At 35.4% G+C, this 21360-nt stretch carries 19 protein-coding genes; 17 read left to right on the plus strand and 2 right to left on the minus strand.

Annotation, left to right across the window (positions count from 1 at the left end):
- The first annotated feature begins 131 nt into the window (after positions 1 to 131).
- On the plus strand, positions 132 to 1436 hold the full coding sequence (argH, locus tag KKI44_RS00520; RefSeq protein ID WP_214589352.1) for an argininosuccinate lyase: 1305 nt from the start codon (positions 132 to 134) through the stop codon (positions 1434 to 1436).
- Positions 1437 to 1562: 126 nt separating this feature from the next.
- Here the strand turns inward: argH and KKI44_RS00525 are convergent, their stop codons facing one another.
- Entirely contained in the window at positions 1563 to 2024 is a 462-nt protein-coding gene (locus KKI44_RS00525) for an Lrp/AsnC family transcriptional regulator (RefSeq protein WP_214589353.1), read from the minus strand.
- Between the two features lie 160 nt (positions 2025 to 2184).
- Here KKI44_RS00525 and KKI44_RS00530 point away from each other — a divergent pair, with 160 nt between their 5' ends.
- The 16 genes from KKI44_RS00530 (at position 2185) to KKI44_RS00605 (ending at position 19956) form a co-directional block, all read left to right on the plus strand.
- Positions 2185 to 3171 (plus strand): L-histidine N(alpha)-methyltransferase, encoded by a 987-nt coding sequence (locus tag KKI44_RS00530; protein WP_214589354.1) that lies wholly within the window; start codon positions 2185 to 2187, stop codon positions 3169 to 3171.
- A 21-nt stretch (positions 3172 to 3192) separates the two neighbouring features.
- Complete coding sequence (gene egtB, locus KKI44_RS00535; protein ID WP_214589355.1) at positions 3193 to 4374, plus strand: ergothioneine biosynthesis protein EgtB; 1182 nt, start codon at positions 3193 to 3195, stop codon at positions 4372 to 4374.
- Between the two features lie 344 nt (positions 4375 to 4718).
- Positions 4719 to 5609: an aspartate carbamoyltransferase catalytic subunit gene (locus KKI44_RS00540; RefSeq protein WP_214589356.1), complete on the plus strand. Its 891-nt coding sequence runs from the start codon at positions 4719 to 4721 to the stop codon at positions 5607 to 5609.
- Between the two features lie 240 nt (positions 5610 to 5849).
- Complete coding sequence (locus KKI44_RS00545; RefSeq protein WP_214589357.1) at positions 5850 to 6923, plus strand: carbamoyl phosphate synthase small subunit; 1074 nt, start codon at positions 5850 to 5852, stop codon at positions 6921 to 6923.
- A 7-nt stretch (positions 6924 to 6930) separates the two neighbouring features.
- Positions 6931 to 7977 (plus strand): serine hydrolase domain-containing protein, encoded by a 1047-nt coding sequence (locus KKI44_RS00550; RefSeq protein ID WP_214589358.1) that lies wholly within the window; start codon positions 6931 to 6933, stop codon positions 7975 to 7977.
- A gap of 15 nt (positions 7978 to 7992) precedes the next feature.
- Complete coding sequence (gene carB / locus KKI44_RS00555) at positions 7993 to 11172, plus strand: carbamoyl-phosphate synthase large subunit (protein WP_214589359.1); 3180 nt, start codon at positions 7993 to 7995, stop codon at positions 11170 to 11172.
- Positions 11173 to 11410: 238 nt separating this feature from the next.
- Positions 11411 to 12220 (plus strand): tetratricopeptide repeat protein, encoded by an 810-nt coding sequence (locus tag KKI44_RS00560; RefSeq protein WP_214589360.1) that lies wholly within the window; start codon positions 11411 to 11413, stop codon positions 12218 to 12220.
- Positions 12221 to 12259: 39 nt separating this feature from the next.
- Positions 12260 to 12715, plus strand: a complete 456-nt coding sequence (locus KKI44_RS00565) for a hypothetical protein (protein ID WP_214589361.1) — start codon at positions 12260 to 12262, stop codon at positions 12713 to 12715.
- A gap of 124 nt (positions 12716 to 12839) precedes the next feature.
- Positions 12840 to 13271 (plus strand): SRPBCC family protein, encoded by a 432-nt coding sequence (locus tag KKI44_RS00570; RefSeq protein ID WP_214589362.1) that lies wholly within the window; start codon positions 12840 to 12842, stop codon positions 13269 to 13271.
- Positions 13272 to 13548: 277 nt separating this feature from the next.
- On the plus strand, positions 13549 to 14439 hold the full coding sequence (locus tag KKI44_RS00575; protein ID WP_214589363.1) for an XAC2610-related protein: 891 nt from the start codon (positions 13549 to 13551) through the stop codon (positions 14437 to 14439).
- A gap of 135 nt (positions 14440 to 14574) precedes the next feature.
- Positions 14575 to 15726, plus strand: a complete 1152-nt coding sequence (locus KKI44_RS00580) for an ATP-binding cassette domain-containing protein (RefSeq protein WP_214589364.1) — start codon at positions 14575 to 14577, stop codon at positions 15724 to 15726.
- A gap of 21 nt (positions 15727 to 15747) precedes the next feature.
- Positions 15748 to 17625, plus strand: coding sequence for a hypothetical protein (locus KKI44_RS00585; protein ID WP_214589365.1), 1878 nt, complete (start codon positions 15748 to 15750; stop codon positions 17623 to 17625).
- Positions 17626 to 17833: 208 nt separating this feature from the next.
- Entirely contained in the window at positions 17834 to 18439 is a 606-nt protein-coding gene (locus KKI44_RS00590) for a DUF2911 domain-containing protein (protein ID WP_214589366.1), read from the plus strand.
- A 3-nt stretch (positions 18440 to 18442) separates the two neighbouring features.
- Positions 18443 to 18973: a GNAT family N-acetyltransferase gene (locus tag KKI44_RS00595; RefSeq protein WP_214589367.1), complete on the plus strand. Its 531-nt coding sequence runs from the start codon at positions 18443 to 18445 to the stop codon at positions 18971 to 18973.
- A 381-nt stretch (positions 18974 to 19354) separates the two neighbouring features.
- Positions 19355 to 19714 carry a cupin domain-containing protein gene (locus KKI44_RS00600; protein ID WP_214589368.1) on the plus strand — a complete coding sequence of 120 codons (360 nt, stop codon included), beginning with the start codon at positions 19355 to 19357 and terminating at the stop codon, positions 19712 to 19714.
- An 11-nt stretch (positions 19715 to 19725) separates the two neighbouring features.
- Positions 19726 to 19956: a hypothetical protein gene (locus KKI44_RS00605; protein WP_214589369.1), complete on the plus strand. Its 231-nt coding sequence runs from the start codon at positions 19726 to 19728 to the stop codon at positions 19954 to 19956.
- 48 nt (positions 19957 to 20004) lie between these two features.
- On the opposite strand, the gene KKI44_RS00610 is transcribed toward KKI44_RS00605, so the two are convergent.
- The gene (locus KKI44_RS00610; RefSeq protein ID WP_214589370.1) at positions 20005 to 20748 is read right to left on the minus strand and encodes a dienelactone hydrolase family protein; all 744 of its coding nucleotides are present in this window, start codon (positions 20746 to 20748) and stop codon (positions 20005 to 20007) included.
- Positions 20749 to 21360: the final 612 nt, after the last annotated feature.

The raw sequence follows: 21360 nt of genomic DNA on the forward strand, positions 1-21360 counted from the left end.
AATATTCAATTCGCGCAAGTTTTGGGGATTTTAGGGTTCAATTTAAATTTTTAGCCGGAGTTTCCAGTCTTGAATTTTTGTTTCTTTTGTTTTAAGACAAAAGAAAATTTTAAAAACAAAAAAGAAATTTTATGAAAAAAATATGGCAGAAAGACAATAACGCCACCAATATATTAGTCAATACATTCACAGTCGGGAAAGATCTTGATTTTGATGAACGTTTGGCAAAATACGATGTCAAAGGTTCAATGGCGCACTGCAAAATGTTGGCAGAAGTGGGAATTATTTCTGTTGAAGAATCAGAGCAAATGTTGATTGTTTTAAAGGAAATCTTAGAAGATATTGAAAACAGTACATTTAAAATTGATAAAAATGCGGAAGATATTCATTCTCAGATTGAATCGATTTTAATTGAAAAATTAGGCGATACCGGAAAGAAAATTCACACGGCGCGTTCCAGAAACGATCAGGTTTTACTGGATATTAAATTGTATTTATTAGACGAAATCCGTGAAATTACCACATTAACAGACGAATTCTTTCAGATATTAATCAAACTGGCGGAACAGCATAAAAATGTTTTGCTTCCGGGATATACCCATTTGCAGATTGCAATGCCTTCCTCATTCGGATTGTGGTTTGGAGCCTATGCAGAAGCATTGTTGGATGATATTGAAATGCTGTTTTCAGTTAAAAATATTATCAATAAAAATCCATTGGGTTCTGCGGCAGGTTATGGTTCATCGTTCCCGATTGATCGTGAGAGTACAACATACAATTTAGGCTTTCAGTCGATGAATTACAATTCCGTGTATGCCCAGATGACGCGTGGGAAGTCTGAAAAAATGCTGTCGATGGCAATGGCGACTTTAGCGGGAACATTAGGAAAATTCTCTTACGATGTTTGTCTGTATTTAAGCCAGAATTTCGATTTCATAAGTTTTCCGAAGGAATTTACCACAGGAAGCAGCATTATGCCACACAAGAAAAATCCGGATATTTTTGAGCTGGTTCGGGCGCGCTGCAACAGAATACAGTCATTACCGAATGAATTTATTTTGCTCACGAATAACCTTCCTTCAGGCTATCACAGAGATATGCAGCTTACAAAAGAAATCCTTTTCCCTGCGATTGATTCCTTAAAAGAATGTCTGGAAATTTTAAATTATACATTACCCAATATTCAGGTGAAAGACGGGATTTTGGAGGATGAAAAATACAAATATCTTTTCAGCGTAGAGAAAATCAATGAAGAAGTAAAAAACGGAAGTTCCTTCCGGGATGCTTACGTAAAAGTAGGGCAGGAGATTGAAAATAATGCATTCGATTTTGAAACTGGAAGTTTAAACCATACGCATCAGGGAAGTATTGGAAATTTGTGTTTAGATAAGATAGAATATCAGTTTAATAAACTGAAAAATAAATTATTGGGTTGAATTATTTTAAACCATTAAGATTCATTTAAGGAGTTAAAAAAATTAAGAGATATAGGATTTTTGATATAATTCGCTTCAAAATCTTAAATTAGCTTAATTTCTTAATTAAAATCTTAATGGTTCAATTTAACCCAGATCAATCTTAAACTTCGTAGACTTTTTCACCTCGTGCAATACAATAGAACTGTGATATTGACCGATATTCGGGATGTTTGAGATCACATTCACCGTAAAATCATTATAAGAATTAATGTCTTTTGCGATAATCTTCAGCATATAGTCGTATTCACCGGAAAGACTGATGATTTCCTGAACTTCATCATGTTGCATGATATTTTTTTCAAAAGTTTCCAGAACTTTTTTAGACTGTTCTTTTAAACGGACATTGCAGTAAACGACAATATTCAAGCCTAGTTTTTCACGGTTTAAAAGACCTACGTATTTCTCAATAATTCCGTTTTTCTCCAGTTGCTTAATGCGTTCATACGTTGGAGTAAAGGTAAGACCAATTTTTTCTGAAATTTCTTTCACAGAAAGCGTAGAATCTTCCTGAATAATACTGAGAATCATCCTGTCTTTTAAATCCATATAGTCGATTTTGAATCGTAAATATACAATTTTATAAAAATTAAAACTAAAATTTTGTTTTATAAACCCAAAACCTTTTGATATACAGCCGGAATATTAACATCTGTTTTGTTCAATGGCAGACTAATTGCTGTAATCTGCATACGAAATCCAGATTAATATGAACCGAAATACGACTACGGCAACATCTTCATTGGCTGATTACGATACCCATCACAAATTTAAAAATGAAATTTTAAACGGACTGAGTGAGGAGCCCAAACATTTATTATCCAAATATTTCTACGATAAAAAAGGAGATGAGCTTTTTCAACAGATCATGAATATGCCGGAATATTATCTCACTGATTGCGAACTCGAAATTTTTACAAGAAAAAAGAATGAAATTGCAAAAGCAATCCGAGCATTCGATGAGCCTTTTGATCTGGTTGAACTCGGAGCCGGAGATGCTACAAAATCCTTGTATCTGCTTGAATATCTTGTAGCGCAAAACGCTGATTTTACCTACATGCCGATTGATATTTCCGCAAATATTATTTCAATTTTGGAGGAAAATCTTACTTCAAAAGTTCCGGAGCTTCAAATGACAGGTCTTAATGGAGAATACTTTGAAATGCTCGATAAGGCCAACGAAATTTCTTCTCGCAGAAAAGTCATTCTTTTCTTAGGTGGAAATATTGGAAATATGGAAATTGAAGAAGCCTATGAATTCTGTAATGCATTAAAATCGAAACTCAATCCAAATGATATTCTTCTTATTGGTTTTGATCTGAAGAAAAATCCCCACACCATTCTTGCTGCCTATAACGATAAAGAAGGAATTACTTCATCTTTTAATCTCAATCTTTTAACCAGAATTAATGAAGAATTGGAAGCAGACTTTAATATAGATCATTTTAGTCATTATCAGACCTATGATCCGCTTTCGGGAGCATGCAGAAGTTATCTGATTAGTCTTGAAGATCAGAAGGTACATATTGATGATCAGGAAATCAGTTTTAAAGCAAATGAAGCGGTGTATATGGAAATTTCCCAAAAATACTCAGAAAAGGAAATAGATATAATGGCAAGAAAGACCGGATTTAAGCCGTTGAAACAGATTTCTGATAACAAAGGCTGGTTTGTGGATGCGATCTGGAAAATCTAATTTAAATTAAAACCTAAAACGATGATCGAACAGAATACACTAGTCAAAGAAAAACAGTTGTTTGAGAATTACTGTAGAATCAGAGCGCGATCCGTTGAAATATGCGAACCGCTTGAAACGGAAGATTTTGTAGTTCAGCCTGTTGTAGATGTAAGTCCTCCGAAATGGCATTTAGGACATACAACATGGTTTTTCGAAACTTTTATTTTGATCCCGAATCTTGATGGTTATCAGGTTTTTAATGCACAATACAATTTCGTTTTCAACAGTTATTACGAAACCATTGGTGCGAGAGTTATTAGGACTGACAGAGGAAATTTGAGCCGGCCTTCTGTTGCCGATATTTTTCAGTATCGGAAATATGTCGATGAACAAATGGAAACTTTTCTTTTAAACAACGGCTTATCCGATGATCTTCAAAAACTCTTTGAATTAGGTCTAAACCACGAACAGCAGCATCAGGAATTGTTATTAACTGATATCAAATATATTCTGGGTCACAATCCGTTATTTCCCGCTTACAACGAAAATTTTCCGTTAGAAAAATCAGAACCGGAAAATTCTGAAATGCTTTCTTTCGGTGAAGGTATTTATGAAATAGGTTTTGAAGGAGAAGGATTCTGTTTTGATAATGAACTTAACAGACATAAAGTATACCTCAATGATTTCCAGATCTCAAACCGCTTAGTAACCAACTCAGAATATATTGAATTTATGAATGACGGAGGATATGAAGATTTCAGGCACTGGCATGCGGAAGGCTGGGACTGGGTAAAACAAAATAATGCTAAATCTCCTTTATACTGGCATTTCATAGAAGGTCAATGGATGCATTATACTTTAAACGGTTTAAAAGAAACAAATCCGGATGTGGCCGTTTGTCACATCAACTTTTTTGAAGCTTCTGCTTTTGCCTCATGGAAAGGAATGCGCTTGCCTACCGAAGCAGAATGGGAAATCGCTTCCGATTTTTTAAGATGGGGAAAACGATGGGAATGGACAGGAAGTGCTTATCTTCCGTATCCCGGCTTTGCAAAAGAAGAAGGAGCAGTGGGAGAGTATAACGGAAAATTTATGGTCAATCAGATGGTTTTGCGAGGTGCTTCATTGGCAACACCAAAAGGACACAGCCGGAAAACATACAGAAATTTCTTTCCCACATCACTGCAGTGGCAGTTTACAGGCATAAGGCTGGCTAAATAATTTCTTCGGATGATTACAGTATATCGAAAATCAACCCAAAAAAAATAAACAATTGCTTCCGAAAATAAATGCTTGACATTGAACGGTGGAAACCATGCCAATCCGCTTTGTAAAGGTATTTTAACATTACTATTTATTGTATTTAGATGCTAACAAGTAACGGATTTCTCTACAAATTTAATTTTCATTTTGTCAGTTTACAGAATTGTTATATCTTTGCACCTAATGAATAACACAGTATTTATATCATTAGAATTACCGGGCGTAGACGCCCTTTACGATATTTATTTATTTTAAGCGAAGATATTTTCTTCGCTTTTTTTTGTAAAAAATTTAAAGACAATATGTTTACGATCACAGAACTAAGCAACGAAAGAATTAACAGTATAGTAACAGAAGCTCTGGCTTTTGCGAACGGAAAAACTGCCAAAATTGATGGAGAAGTTTTTTGTTCCAATCTTTTCTTCGAAGACAGTACAAGAACAAAAACAAGTTTTGATATTGCTGAAAGAAAACTTGGACTACAGGTTATTCCTTTCGATGCTTCCCACAGTTCCGTAAACAAAGGAGAAAGTCTTTACGATACAATAAAAACGATCGAAAGTCTGGGGGTAAACCTTGTTGTAATAAGAGATAAGAAAGACAGATATTTCGAAGAACTGAAAAACATAAAAATCCCTGTAATTAACGGAGGTGACGGAACCGGAAATCATCCTTCACAATGTATGCTTGATTTAATGACGATCTATCAGGAGTTTGGAAAATTTGAAGGATTAAAAGTAGGAATCGTTGGAGACGTAAAACACAGCAGAGTGGCAAACTCCAACGCTGAAGCTTTAAGAAGACTAGGCGCAAAAGTATATTTCTCAGGACCTGAACAGTGGTTTGATGAAGGAGCCTTAATCAACGGAACCTATCTGAATATTGATGAAATGATCCATGACGTAGATGTTCTGATGTTACTAAGAATCCAGCACGAAAGGCACGATGCTAAAATGAGTTTCTCTGCTTCAGAATACCACAAAAAATATGGCTTAACCAAAGAAAGAGAAAAGGCCATGAAAAAAGAAGCCATCATTATGCATCCTGCACCCATCAACAGAGGAGTGGAAATTGATGATGATTTGGTAGAATGCGAACGCTCAAGAGTTTTCAAACAAATGCAGAACGGTGTTTTCGCAAGAATGGCAATCTTAAAAGAAGCCTTGGAAAACCAAGGATATACTTTTAAATAAGAACCAAGGTAAAAGAGCCAAAGTAACAGTAAAAAGAATCAAGTAGTAAGCCGACCCGAAAGGGTCAAACCACAATAGCCGTGGGTCAAACCCATGGAAAAGATAAAAAGATGATAACCAAAGCCCTGAAAGGGCGATCTGTTAATAGCCATGGGTAAAACCTTGGAAACAAAAAGATAAAGATTATCAAAGCCTCGTAGAGGCGACCTGTTAATAAAAAAGAAAATCTAAATAAAGAAAATGAAGAAAAAATTAATACTGGAGTCCGGTGAAGTGTTTCACGGAGAAGGTTTCGGAGCAGAATTGGAAACTGCAGGAGAGGTGGTTTTCAATACCGGAATGACAGGGTATCAGGAATTGATCTCTGATCCGTCTTACTGCGGTCAGATTGTTTGTATGACCTATCCGCTTATCGGAAACTATGGAATTAATAGAGATGACTATGAGAGTATTGAACCGGCGATTAAAGGACTTATCGTAAAAGAGCTTTGTGATCTGCCATCCAATTTCCGTACTCAGATTACTTTAGATGAACTATTTAAAAAGAAAAACCTTTCCGGAATTTCAGGAATCGATACCAGAAGGCTGACAAGAATTCTTCGTAACCACGGAGTGGTGAAAGGAAAAATCGTAAACGCTGATGCCGATGAAAGCACAGTGGTTTCAGAATTAAAATCAACCAACTTCCCAACCAATCAGGTTGAGCAGGTTTCCACAAAAACACCTTATGCAAATCCGGGAAGAGGACTTAAAGTGGTGCTTGTAGATTTTGGTTCCAAATTAGGAATTATCAGAGAATTATCTCAAAGAAACTGCGATATCACAGTCGTTTCTCAGGATGTAACCGCAGAAGAAATCTTACTGATGAATCCTGACGGAGTAATGTTATCCAACGGTCCCGGTGATCCTGAAGATAACCAACAGGCTTTAGAAATGATCAGAGGAATTTTAGGAAAAGTTCCGATCTTCGGAATCTGTTTAGGACACCAGTTAATTGGTTTGGCTTGTGGCGCAAAAACGTTCAAGTTGAAATTCGGACACAGAGGTGGAAACCATCCGGTTTTAGATGTAGAGAAAAACAAAGTGGCGATCACTTCCCAAAACCACGGTTACGCCGTAGATCAGGAAAGTTTGAAAGATACCGACTTAATAGAAACACACATCGCCCTGAACGACAGAACAAACGAAGGTCTGAAACACAAAATTCACCCTTGTTTCTCCGTTCAGTATCATCCTGAAGCAAGCCCGGGTCCGGAAGATGCAAACTACTTATTTGATGAGTTTATTGAATTAATGGAAAACTTTAAAAAGTAAAATTATTTTGAAGTCCCTTTTTCTAACCTTCGCTACAAGTATTTTACTAAGCTGTAATACAACAAAAGTTGTTGAGCAAAAACAATTGTTTCAAAAGATTGACAGTTTGGTTCAAACCAAAAATCCAAGAACATTCAATGGAGTGGTTGTGATTTCAAAAGAAGGAAAAAATATTTACGAAAAAGCTTACGGGTTTTCAAATGCTAAAAATCAGACTAAGCTTAGTCCTGACGATAGATTTTCATCAATGTCTATTGCAAAGCAGATTACAGCGACTTTGGTAATGCTGGAAGTAGAAAAAGGAACCATCAGTCTTAATCAGCCAATCAATATTTATCTGAAGGATTTAAAATATGATTGGGCAAACAAGGTAACCGTTCATCATCTATTGAACAATTCTTCAGGGATTGATGCCTGGCAATTAAAAGAAGAATTACTTTTTGAGCCGGGAACTCAGTTCAAGTATTCGAATATTGGTTATGCTATGCTGGGCAAAATTCTGGAAAGTGCAACCGGAAAATCTTATGAACAACTTGTTACAGAACTTTTCGGAAGATGTGGAATGAAAAGTAGCTTTTATCCTAATACTATAAATCAGAAAAGTCTTGTTAATAGTTATGCGATTACAAAAGATGGGACAAATCTGGTCAAAGAATTTCCATATTCAGCAGAACTTTATCCTGGAAGTCATTTGATTGTTACAGCCGGAGATCTGGCAAAATGGAACAATCTCCTTCACAATGGTAAAATTCTGAAAGACGAAAGCTATCAGAAAATGATTCATTATTCTATTACTGATATTCATACACTTTTCAGTGAGAAAGAAATAGGTTATGGCTACGGATTAAGAATTAACGACAAAGCGGATGTTTTTGAAATCGGACATACGGGATTTTCTCCGCCAGCAGGATTTACAGCTGTTAACCTATATTATCCAAAGAAGAAAATTTCGGTTACAGTATTGGAAAATCAGGCAACAGATAATTTTGATATTGCTTATTATTTTGAACAAGAAATTAGAAATACAATCGTAAAAAGCAATTTGGTAAAATAAAATTTAAAAAGTAAAATGAAAAGAAACGACATAAAAACAATTTTAGTAATCGGTTCAGGTCCCATCATTATCGGTCAGGCGGCGGAATTTGATTACGCAGGAACGCAGGCTTGCCTGTCTTTAAAAGAAGAAGGCTACAAGGTAATTTTGATTAACTCAAACCCTGCAACCATTATGACGGATGTTGAAATCGCAGACAAAGTCTACATCGAGCCGATTTCACTTCAGTTTGTAAGTCATATCATCAGAAAAGAACGTCCCGATGCACTTTTACCAACGCTTGGAGGACAAACCGGACTGAATATGGCGGTAGAACTGGAAAAATCAGGAATTTTGGAAGAATGCAAAGTTGAGGTGTTGGGAACAAAACTTTCAGCCATCAACAGAGCGGAAGACAGAGATCTTTTCCGTGAACTGATGAGAGAATTAAACGAACCCGTTCCGGAATCTGATATTGTAAACACGGTGGAAGGAGCATTAAATTTTGCAGACAGAATCGGGTATCCTGTCATTGTTCGTCCGGCTTTCACAATGGGTGGAACAGGAGGAGGTATCGCTTCCAACGAAACGGAACTGAAAGAAATTGCTGAACTGGGATTAAAACACAGTCCCGTAACACAGTGTCTGATTGAAAAATCAATCGCAGGTTTCAAAGAAATAGAATACGAAGTAATGCGTGATGCAAACGACAACGCCATTGTGGTTTGTAACATGGAAAATATTGATCCGGTTGGAGTTCACACAGGAGATTCAATCGTTGTGGCGCCTTCTCAGACACTTTCAGACAGAGAATATCAGTTGTTGAGAAACGCTTCACTGAAAATCATCAGAGCATTAGGAATTGAAGGAGGATGTAACGTGCAGTTGGCTTTAGATCCGCATTCATTCAATTATTATATCATCGAAGTAAACCCTAGAGTTTCGAGATCATCCGCTTTAGCATCAAAAGCAACAGGATATCCGATCGCAAAAATCGCTGCAAAAATCGCGGTAGGTTTAACACTGGATGAAATCATGAATCCGGTAACAGGAAAGACTTATGCTTGTTTCGAACCGGCTTTAGACTATGTGGTAACAAAATTCCCAAGATTCCCTTTCGATAAATTCGAAACAGCGGACAGAAGATTATCAACCCAGATGAAGGCTACGGGTGAAGTAATGGCAATCGGAAGAAATTTCGAAGAATCTTTACAGAAAGCTATCCGTTCTCTGGAAACAGGAATTAAACATATCGGTTTAAAAACAAAACAGGCAGCAGCTTTAACGGCTGAAGAAATCGAAAGAAGAATCAGAGTTTGTGATGACGAAAGATTATTTATCATCGGAGATGCTTTAAGAAGAGGGTACGACTGGGAACAGATCGTAGAATGGAGCAAAATTGATAAATTCTTCATTTGGAAAATCAAAAAACTGATTGATTTCGAAAAGACAATCGCAGAAAATAAATTCAGCAAAGAAATTTTACTGGAAGCTAAAAAACTAGGTTTTGCAGATATAAATATTGCAGTTCTGTGGAACGTGACGGAGCGTGAAGTGTTCAATTTCAGAAAAGAAAACGGAGTAATGCCGGTGTACAAAATGGTAGACACCTGCGCTGCGGAATTCGAATCTGAAACCCCTTATTTCTACGGAACTTACGAAGAAGAAAACGAATCTGTGGTTTCGGATAAAGAAAAAATCATCGTATTAGGTTCAGGACCGATCAGAATCGGGCAGGGAGTTGAGTTTGATTATGCAACAGTACACTCGGTTTGGGCAATCAAAGAAATGGGCTACGAAGCGATTATCATCAACAATAATCCTGAAACCGTTTCCACGGATTTCTCGATTTCAGATAAACTTTACTTCGAGCCTTTAACGGAAGAAGATGTAATGAACATCATCGAGCTGGAAAAACCAAAAGGCGTTGTGGTACAGTTCGGAGGACAGACAGCTATCAATTTAGCAGATAAATTAGCCGCTCACGGAGTTGAGATTTTGGGAACTTCCCTGGAAGATCTGGACAGAGCGGAAAATAGAGATAAATTCGAAAAAGCGCTTCAGGAAATGCAGATTCCGCAGCCTTTAGGAAAAACTTCGGTTTCAAAAGAAGAAGCGATAAAAATTGCCAACGAGATCGGTTATCCGGTGTTGGTTCGCCCGAGCTATGTTTTAGGAGGAAGAGCGATGGAAATCGTGTACACGGAAACAGAACTGGCGCACTACATGGAAAATGCAGTGGAAGCAAGCCCTGAACATCCTGTTTTGGTCGACAAATACATGGTGGGAAAAGAAGTGGAAATCGATGCCATCTGCGACGGAGAAACAGTAATCATTCCGGGAATTATGGAACACATCGAAAGAGCGGGAGTTCACTCCGGAGACTCAATTGCAGTGTATCCTCCACAGAATATTTCACAAAGCGAGATCGAAACTTTGGTTGATTACACGAAAAGATTGGCGAAAGGATTAAATGTGATCGGATTAATGAACATCCAGTACGTTCTTTTCGAAGGAAATGTATATGTGATCGAAGTAAATCCAAGATCATCGAGAACCGTACCTTTCTTGTCTAAAATCACCGATGTTCCGATGGCAAATCTGGCTACAAAAGCAATTTTAGGACAGAAACTGAAAGATTTAGGCTACGAAAGCGGACTGGTTCCAAACAAAGAAGGGGTTTTCGTAAAAGTTCCGGTGTTCTCTTTCTCAAAATTAACAAAAGTAGATATCTCTTTAGGACCTGAAATGAAGTCTACGGGAGAAGTAATGGGGAAAGACACCACTCTGGAAAAAGCATTATACAAAGGATTGGTTGCGGCAGGAAGAAAAGTTCCGATGCACGGTTCGATTTTGTTTACCGTTGCAGATAAACACAAGCAGGAAGCGGCTGATCTGGCAGCAAGATTCCACGAAGTTGGTTTCAGAATCTGGGCAACGGAAGGAACGGCAAAATTCTTCGAAGAAAAAGGAATTCCATGCAAAATAGGATATAAAATCGGGGAGGAGAGTGTCAACCTGATCGACTTGATTCAGAAAGGAAAAGTACAGTATGTTGTGAACACGATGACGAAAGGAAAACAGTCGGAAAGAGACGGTTTCCAGATCAGAAGAATGAGCGTAGAAAACGGCGTACCTTGTTTAACATCCATGGATACAGTAGAAGCCATCCTGAAAGTTATCGAAAGCATGAGTTTCAAAATGGAGACAATGTAGTTTTCGGAAATTTTAATGATTTACCATAAATCAAACCTCACAGGTTTTTAAAACCTGTGAGGTTTTGTTTTTCATATTGTTTTTCGAATTAAATAAAGTAAAAGCGGGAGATTTTTTCTTCCGCTTTTTTTATAGAGATTTTTCAGAATTTTTTGAAGCAAAATTAAATCAATAATAATTTAATAATTCCGTACATTAGATTTTTTAAAAACCATAACACGGTCCTATAAAGTAAACCATGATTAAAAAAAGCCTTATAATATTCCTTGCATCATTCTGTCATTTTATATTTTCTCAAAGCAAAACAGCTACTTATTATGCGGAAAAAGGAAGAGATCTTGTAAAGCAGAAACAGTATGCAGAAGCTATAAAGAATTATGATAAAGCAATAAGCATTAATCCGAACAGCAGTGTAGTTTTTCATCATCGTGGTGCTTCTAAAGCCAATCTCAAGGACTATAAGGGAGCGATAGCCGATTACTCAACATCAATTAAGTTGAATCCGAATGATTTTGAAGTATTTTATAATCGTGGTGTTGCAGAATATTATTCAAAAGATATCCAAAATGCATGGAATGATTTCAATAAAAGTATAGAAATGAATGCCGATTTTGCGCAGTCTTATTTATTCAGAGGATATTGTAATGGTGATTTAAAGAAATATGAAGAAGCATTACGTGATTTTGACAAGGCGCTTACACTTGATCCAAACAATGCGGATGGATATATCAACAGAGCTATCGTTAACATAAATGTTGGCAATAATATAGAAGCAATGGAAGATGCTGACAAATCTGTAGTATTAAATCCACAGGATATAAGAGGTTACAATATAAGAGGACAGGCAAAAGCTTTATTGAAAAAATACAAAGATGCTATTGACGATTTTACGATTGTAATTAATAAGGATCCGAAACATATACAGGCAATTTCCAATAGAATGTCTTTAGAATTAGAATTACACGACACTGAAGGTGCCTGTAAAGATTATTTAAGAATGAAAAAACTGGGCGAGAAAAATACCTATATGGAAACTTATTGTAATTAATCTTTCTAAGTTTAGGAATATCAATATTAAATTGCATATATGTTAACTCTGGAAAATATTAATGAATTTTTTGCTGATTATCCGATTAAAGATATTGACTGCAATCACAATATTTTAATGGATTATGAAAAGATTTTTGAGATTTACGACGGTAAATTTGGATATTTAAGCTATCTGGAATTTAAATCTTCAGATGATTCAGAAATTTTTTTAGGCTCTTATCCGATGAACGGAGCCGATTTGTGGAAATGTAAAAAATGTGGAAAGCTCAAATTCTTTTATACTGAAACTGGCGGTCATTTTCCTCAGACTTTATCTGTTGATGTGGATTTTAATAAGAAATATCTTTCAGATCCCTTTGCAAAATCAGTCTCCATAAAAGCCGAAAAATTGAGTGATTTTATCACTATATTTGGTTTTTCCGAATTGCAAAATCCTGAAAAAATAGAAAAATTTAACGGAATTAAAGTTATTGATAAATCAAAAAGCTATTGATAAATCAAAAAGCTATATTTTTGGTTATCATGAATTTAATGGAGATATAGCTTTTAATGTGATTGCAGATAAAACTACTTTGAGAAAAATATATGATTTTGAAAATTCATAAAAACACAAAACGATGTCAGTACAAAATTTCTCTTACAGCTTCACTACTTCAAAATCCCCTGAAGAAATCTTCAGTACTTTAATTAATCCCCGAAACTGGTGGATTGGTCTGCATCATGAAATCATTACCGGAAAATCTGAAAATCTGAATGATGAATTTATTTTTGATGCCGGAAATGGAGTTCATCACACCGTTCAACGACTTATAGAAGTAAGTCCTTACGAGAAAATTGTTTGGGAAGTGATCGAAAGCAAACTCAAATTCGTAAACAAAATGGACGAATGGACCGGAACAAAAATTTGTTTTGAGATTTTCAAAGAAGCCGATAAAACAAAAGTTGTTTTCACGCACGAAGGCTTGAGCCCGCAATTTGAATGTTTTGGCGGCTGTTCCGGTGCATGGTCGCAATATCTGGAAAAGTTGGAGAAAGATTTGAATCAATAGAATTTTAAGATTTTGAAAAAAAATATCTATTCACTATAATTATAATATTTAGAGCTTATTTTATAAATAAAAGTCTCAATTTCAGAGCTTTATTCATAAGGTCTATGTCTTGTTTTCCTAATACTTTCCTTTTGCTCTTCGGAAAATTTAAATCCATTTCTTTCATCGTCTAAAATCCTTTAAATGTAACCTGGAACCCTTTCCGGAATTTTTTCCGGAGTATCTTTCAGAATTATAAAAATTCTGTACATTTAGAACAAAACCTGTAAATTTAAAAATGCACAAAAAAATCTTTTCCATTCTATTTTTCTTTTTGATTTTCACCATAAAAGCACAAACTGTATACACCGGCTTTATCGGCAATTATCCTGTTGAAATGGTGATTTATCCTTATGGGAAATTGGCTGATGCTACATACTCTTACACTAATTTCGATGAACCGATAAGTCTGGACAATGGCAAAATAAACAATGGACATCTTATATTTCAGGAAAAGGAAAATTCAAAAAAAGATATTACGACAGCTGTTTTAACGATCAATAATTTTTCTAAATCCAAAGATAACCTCGAAGGAACATGGAAAAATACAAAAAGCAATACCGAACTCAAAGTCAGCCTTACCAAACAATATGCTTTTGATGTCGGTGAAAATATCGAATGGTCTGGAAGAGAACTGCTGCAGCCTGTTTCTCTGGGAAATAATTATTTTAAAATTGTACTTACCAAAAAGAAAGATGAATATTACCCGAAAGTTTCCGCAGTGAAGATTATTGAGAAAAAAACTGATAAAGTGTTGCAGATTCTTAATGTAGAATGCCAACCTTGGGGATTGAATAGTATTGCTGTAAATGATTATAATTTTGATGGAATTATGGATTTTTCCGTTTTTGAAAGCAGTTATGCCGGTCCCAACACTTCCAGCATTTACTTCTTATATGATAAAAAATCCCAGCAGTATTTTGAAAGTGGCTTTAGCGGAATTTCTTTGGAATTTGATCAGGCTAAAAAAAGAATTTACGAAAGGAATCAATGCTGTGCCGGTACAGTGGTGACAACCGCGGAATATAAAGTGGTGGATAACAACATGATTATACTGGGGCAACACTGCTATCGCTGGAGCGAGAAAAAGCATGGGCTTGTAGAGAGAAAGTTAAAGGAATGCCGGTAAATTTTTCTTTTTATGAAAGATTTCCTATGGTAAAGGTGATAGGAAAATAAATTAGTTTTTATTCGAGTCAAAAGAATTGTGGGGAAAAGAAATTTTATATCTTTAAAACCTGAAAATTAATAACTCTGAAACCAAATGACGAAACATCAGCAAAGAGTAGCCGAAGTCTATCATTTTTTCGACAATAAAGACACTGTTTTAGGATTTAGAAAATTACTGGACTGTGCAATGGATACTCAGAATATGGAGATCTACAAAGAAGCTGTCGCATTAACTGACTGGAAAGAACAGTTTCCTTCGTACACGGAGGAACTCATCGAAAAATCAAAAAATCTTCTTCAGAAAATAGAAAAAATTCCGGTAAAAGAACAATCGCTGGAAAAATCTGTACTGAGAGCCAGAAATATTTTAAAATCCTACGGAAGCAACCGCTTTTCGCTGGGTCCTGTTTCTGTGGAAATGAATAAAGGACAGGTTTACGGCTTGGTAGGCGAAAACGGAAACGGAAAAACAACTTTACTCAGAATTCTGGCAAAAGAAATTTCCCACAACGAAGGAGAACTGAATTATTCTTTCAACGAAGAACCAAAAAATGAATACGATCTCCGTACAAAGCTGGTTTACATTCCGCAGAGAACGGCAAAATGGTACGGAAGTTTAAAGGACAACCTGAAATTTGTACTGTCAAATTACGGTGTGAAACCTGAAGAAAATGAAACACGAACTTTAATGATGATTGCCCGTCTCGGACTTTGGAATTACAAACATCTGAAGTGGAGCGAACTTTCTTCCGGCTACAAAATGCGTTTTGAATTAGCCAGAACACTGCTGAGAAAACCGGAAATTTTATTACTGGATGAACCTCTTGCCAATCTGGATGTTTTGGCACAGCAGGTTATTCTGGAAGATTTAAAATCTATTGCAAATTCGGTTAATAATCCTATTGCGTTGATTTTGAGTTCACAGCAGCTTTACGAGGTAGAGAAAATATCAGACAAAGTTATTTTCCTGAAAAACGGGCAGTACAAAGACAATTCCGAACTGGTAAATGAAGAAAATGACGGACTGATTATCGAAATTGATACTACAAACTCCAGAGAAGATTTATTAAAAGCATTTGAAGGTTTCCCTCTTGAAAAACTGAATTTCAACGGAGGGGTTTATGTTGCTCATTTTTCAGCAGATACAGAGTTTCATACGGTGATGTCCGCGCTTGGAAATGCCAGAATGAATGTGGTGTACATCCGTAATATTTCTTCTTCAACCAGAAGGTTTTTCGTAAGCTAATTTTCTCAAATTCAACAAAAAATGCAAAAAATAAATAAAATTAATCAATTTCTGCTCGAAAAATATCCAACGGTATGGAATACCAGAATTGTATGGATGCTTTTGGCGAGTGCAGTTCTTCATATTTTCTTTTTTATAGTAGGCTATATTTCTCACGCTGATCCGGTCTCTTTACAGAAAATGAATGTAAAAGATGACTATTTCCGCGAAGGAATGATTTTTATCCACCTCATTATTTCGGTTCTCATGATGGTAGGATGGCTGATTATGATGTTTAAAAATAACGCATTCAAAAACTTTTATCCTTCTTCAAAAGGAAAATTGTTCCTGCAGTTTGTTCAGTACTTCATTATTCTTTTTGCAGGTACTACTTTTTATTTTTCTTATATGACGGGTTTTAAATTGTTTATTAAAAACAAATATCCCGATCAGGAAATGACTGAAAATATCAACGTTATTAATAAAGCCAATGCTTTTCTTTCTCAGGATCTTGAGCATTATACTTTGGATAACAGAACTTTTCCAAAGTTTTACGATTTGTATTGCGAAACGGATATTAATAAAATAGACCGGAATCAGAAATATTTTGTGTACTATAACAGGGTTTATCAGTTCTATAACTTATATTCAAAAACCGTTTATAAAAAAGATAAATACGGAGATTTCCTTTTCCCGTCAGGTGAAACCAAAAAGAATCTGGCGTATGAAGAAAATAAAAAAGGTTCTGCAACCTACTATTTCAAAAAAGATGTCGTGGATATGTCATCCTACATCAATACCACGGATTTAACGTATTATAATTTTTCTGATGTATTTTATAGTGATGATGATTCAGGAAAAGATTATTTGAGGATGCAATATTCTGTTGAAGAACCTTATGATGGATATAATCAGATGGTTAAAGACTCTTATAAAAAGAAGAGATTCGAAATCAACAGATTTACAACGGATCTGCTGAATAAAAAAAATCCTGCTGAAATTGAAAAGCTGCTGAAAAGTTTTCTTGATATTTCAAAAAAATTCGGAATCAACAATAACCTTGATTCAAAAAGCTGGGTGAAAATGATCTATTATCCCAATGATTTCAACGTCAGATATTTTATTAAAAAATATAAACCGGTTCCTGGTGAAGAATATGATGTAAATAATCCGCCAACGGACGAAGACGGAAATTATGTGTACACCGAAACTGTTGCAGATTCTGCTGTTGCTGTTGTTGACGGTGAAGTGGTGAATGATTCCGTTCAGATCAGAGACTTTAATCCGGATATTGATAACCAGCTTTCTCCGGCGGAATATTTTAAGAATAACACGACAGATTACTACTATTATTCAGACAATCTTCAGAATCTTCTGAATAATGTAGATATTATAAAATCTACGGATTTCTTTTCAGAAAATATTCATATTTACATCTGGATCGCATTTTTCCTCTCTACCATTATTTTCAGCTTCAGAATAACAGGGCTTAAATCTCTTCTTTTCAGCGTGATTAGTGCAGGCGTTTTATTCTTGGCAGTTGTTCTGGTAACAGTATTATTTTCAGCTTCAGGCGGTAGAAGTGAAATTGAATTTTTTGTTTCCTATTTTGTTTTTTTTATAGGACTGGTGATTTTACTGCTTCCAATTGTAATGATGAAAAGTCTTAAAAAAATTATTGCCTCAATTCTCATTAACATCTCGATGAATGGCTTTGCTCTTTTTGTTTTGCTGATCTTTTTTATCATTAATATCCATCAGGAAAGAAGCTGTGACCAGATCAATATTATGTCTTATAACTGTCCTACAATTATTAAAACATTAGAATTCAATCTCAGTTATATAATTTTATGCTGCGGATTTGTCTTTATGTATCTGTATACTTCTGTTCTGCATAAATGGAAAGCAATGCCGAATTAATTTTCATTAACGATTGAAACTTATCTAAACTTTTGATTATTTTGAAAATAGCTTTCTAAAATATCTTTTGTAGTTAAACTTAAAACAGGTTGAAACAATAAAAAAGCTTACTTAAACAAGAAATTAAAAATGGCATTTTAACAAATTTTATCATGTCAGAAAATGGTTTTTATATTCAATTTTGTAATTTTAGGCAAAATTTAAAAAAGTGAAAAAGTTACTATTTGCAATTTGTATATCAGCTTCAGTTTTCAGTTTTGCTCAGGATTATTCTGTACCGGTAGCAAGTCCGCGCCAGAAAGTAGAGCAGCAGTTTTCAATGTCTAAAATCACGATCGATTACGGAAGACCGGGGGTGAAAGGACGTAAAATCTTCGGAGAACTGGTTCCTTACGGACAGGTTTGGAGAGCAGGAGCGAATTCATCCACCAAAATTACTTTCGGACAATCTGTAAACTTCGGCGGAAAAATTGTTCCGGCAGGAACTTATGGATTATTCATCGTTCCGACAGAAAAAGAATGGAAAGTAATCTTAAACAAAGATTTCCAGCAGTGGGGAGCTTATACATATGATGCAAAACAGGACGTTGTAGATGTTACAGTTCCGGTTAATAAATTAGCAGACAAGCAGGAATGGTTCGAAATTACTCTGAATCCGACAGGCGAAAACTCAGCCAACCTTGTGTTAAAGTGGGATCTTTCTCAGGCGGAAGTTGCTTTAAAACCGTCAAGTCCTGAAGCAGTAAGTAAAATTGCAGATAAGCTGAAGGAAATCAAAAAAATCGAGTCAGACGCAGCAAAAACAAAAGGCTAAGAAATGAACTTTTCTATTCAGACTGTTTTAGAAAATGAAAAATATCAGTTAATCCCCTTACAACAAGGGGATTTTGAGTCTTTATACGAAGTGGCTTCCGATCCTAAAGTATGGGAACAGCATCCTAATAAAGACCGCTTCCAAAGAGAAGTTTTCGAAAATTTTTTCAGAGGAGCAATAGAAAGCAAAGGTGCCTTTAAAATTATTGAAAAAGAAACAGGAGCCGTTTTAGGAAGCAGCCGTTTTTATGATTATGATGAAGCAGAGAACAGTATTTTTATCGGCTACACATTTTACGGAACAAAATCTTGGGGAAAAGGAATCAATCCACAGATCAAGAAATTAATGCTCGATTATATTTTTCAGTTTGTAGACGTGGTTCATTTTCATATCGGGAAAGAAAATTACCGTTCCCAGATTGCTTTGGAAAGATTAGGCGGAAAGAAAATTGCGGAGCAGGAAGTCGCGTATTTCGGAGAACCGACGAGAACTAACTTTGTGTATGAAATCAGAAAAGAAAATCATTGGGTTTAATTTTTTTTGCAGATTTCACATATGGAGTTTGTTTAAAATTTTTTAAAATAAAAATAGTCTTATTGGAAAACGCAAAGGCGCAAGATTTTTATCAATCTCAAACCTTTAAGGCGCAAGAAAATCAAAGATTTTCAATCAGGATTGATACTTAATTTTATCGCAGATAAAATCTTTGCGCCTTAAGATAAGACAATATTTAATGAATATTTTGCGCCTTTGCGATGGTTATAACTATTAAGTTTTAACATCCTATGGTTTAACAATTCAGATCTTATTGATCTGCGTGAGTTTTTATAAGTGAAACGGCTTTGTGAAACTAAAAAGCGATCACTAGTAAAAAACTTTGTTTACTTAGTGTTCAAAAAATAAAAAATAAATAATATGAAGAAATATAAAATTCAGCAATCCCCATTCGTTGTTCCTACCACAGACGGAAAACTCATCGAAGAACACTGGGGAAATTCAACAGGAAATTCCAATATTTCCATTGCACACATGGTTACACCGCCCAACTGGAGCGAACCGCATCAGACTCCCGAATTTGATGAATTCACCTTAATTATTTCAGGAAAAAAACAATTTGAAATTGACGGAGAAACAGTTGTTTTAGAAAAAGGACAAAGTATTTTAATAGAAAAAGGAGCAAGAGTGCGATACAGCAATCCGTTTTCAGAAGAATGTGAATATGTTGCCATCTGTCTTCCGGCTTTTTCTATGGATCTTGTAAACAGGGAAGAATAAAGAATAAAAGTATGGCACTACAAATTTGTCCGAAATGTAAAGAAAATTCCTTTACATGGTTTATCAACGGAAAGTCTCATCTAACCGTTTGGAGCTGTTTCAATTGTGATTACGAAGCAAAGAAAAGCGAAAGTGAGAAATACATCTGCGAAAACTGTGGAAACAAAACAAAAACAAAGCTTAAAGACAAAGAAACCGAATATTTCTGGTGTTCTGACTGCAACACGACAAGCGAACTATAAAGAAAACGACCTCTAATTTTGGAGGTCGTTTTTTTATGAAGATTATAATTATTTCAGAAGTTCTTTTAAAAACATCAGCGTGTGGTTCCACGCTCTTTTCGCCATCACTTCATTGTAATCCGGCGATTTAGGATCAGTAAAAGTATGTTTGGAGTGTGCATACGTAATAATCTGCCAGTCTGCGTTTCCATCATTCATTTCCTTCACCAGATTATTGTAATCTTCCGGACTTACCCCTCTGTCATCGGCAGGATTTTCCACCAGAATTTTTGTCAAGATCGGTCCGTTTTTTCTCGCCTGATCTTTTCCGATGCTTCCGTGGATAGAAACAACTCCCACCACAGGAAGATTTCCCCTCGCTGATTCCAAAGCTCCCGTTCCTCCGAAACAATAGCCGATTACCGCAATTTTTTCAGGAATTGCCCCGTTTTTTTTCAATTGTTCCAGTGCAAGTGAAATTCTCTTCTGGTACGCTTCGTAATTTTTCTTGTAATATCCCGAATTTTTCGCAGCCGTATCCATATTGGTCGGAATATTTCCCTCACCGTAAATATCCGCAATAAAAGCAACGTAGCCTTGTTTTTCAAGTTCGGCAGCGGCTGTTTTCGCTTCATCATCAATTCCTTTCCACGCAGGAAGAATCAGAACTCCCGGAAGTTTCTTTCCCGCATTGGAAGTAACCAGTCCGTTAAGTTTCTGCGCGCCGTCCTGGTAAGCCACAGGTTTCAGATTCTGACCAAAAAAAGTCACCGAAGTCATTAAAAATGAAGACAATAAAAGTGAACGTATCATATTTTGTAATTTAATTTTTTTTTAGGAGCTGTTTCCCGCTTTCGCTACTCGCTTTTTCTGAATTTCGGCGGTGGCGAAGCCACCGCCGAAATTCAGAAAAGAGCTCAGACATGCCGCTCAATCAGGGCTAAATATCTGTCTGTTAATCAATGTTGTAACAATACCATCAATAGTTCTGCCAAATTCAGCCATTGCCTGTTAAGATTTAATCAATAAAAATTATGAACATCTTTTGTTCTCTCAAAATTCAAGATTTTTCATTTAATCAAACCCCATATTTTCAAGTTTGTTTAAACTAATTTTAAATTTAACAGCAAAAGAGACAAAAGACTTTATTGAATTTACTTAAAGTATTTCAAAAGTCTGCAAAGAGAAAAAATCTTTGATTTTTTTAACTTATGTGCTCTTTTTTCCATTTAATTATTAAACTTAAACAACTAAAGTGTTACAATATTTTGCGGTAAAAAAGTTTAAACAAGTTTTTCATAAAACAACAAACAATGCATTTCTAAATTATTGAAAAATAATCAGGAATTTAAATTACTAAAAATAACTCAAAATCAATAAAAATAAGATATAGAGTCTGTTTAAACTTTTTATTTAACCGCAAAA

The organism is Chryseobacterium sp. ZHDP1, assembly GCF_018603435.1.
GTDB classification, from domain to species: domain Bacteria; phylum Bacteroidota; class Bacteroidia; order Flavobacteriales; family Weeksellaceae; genus Chryseobacterium; species Chryseobacterium indicum.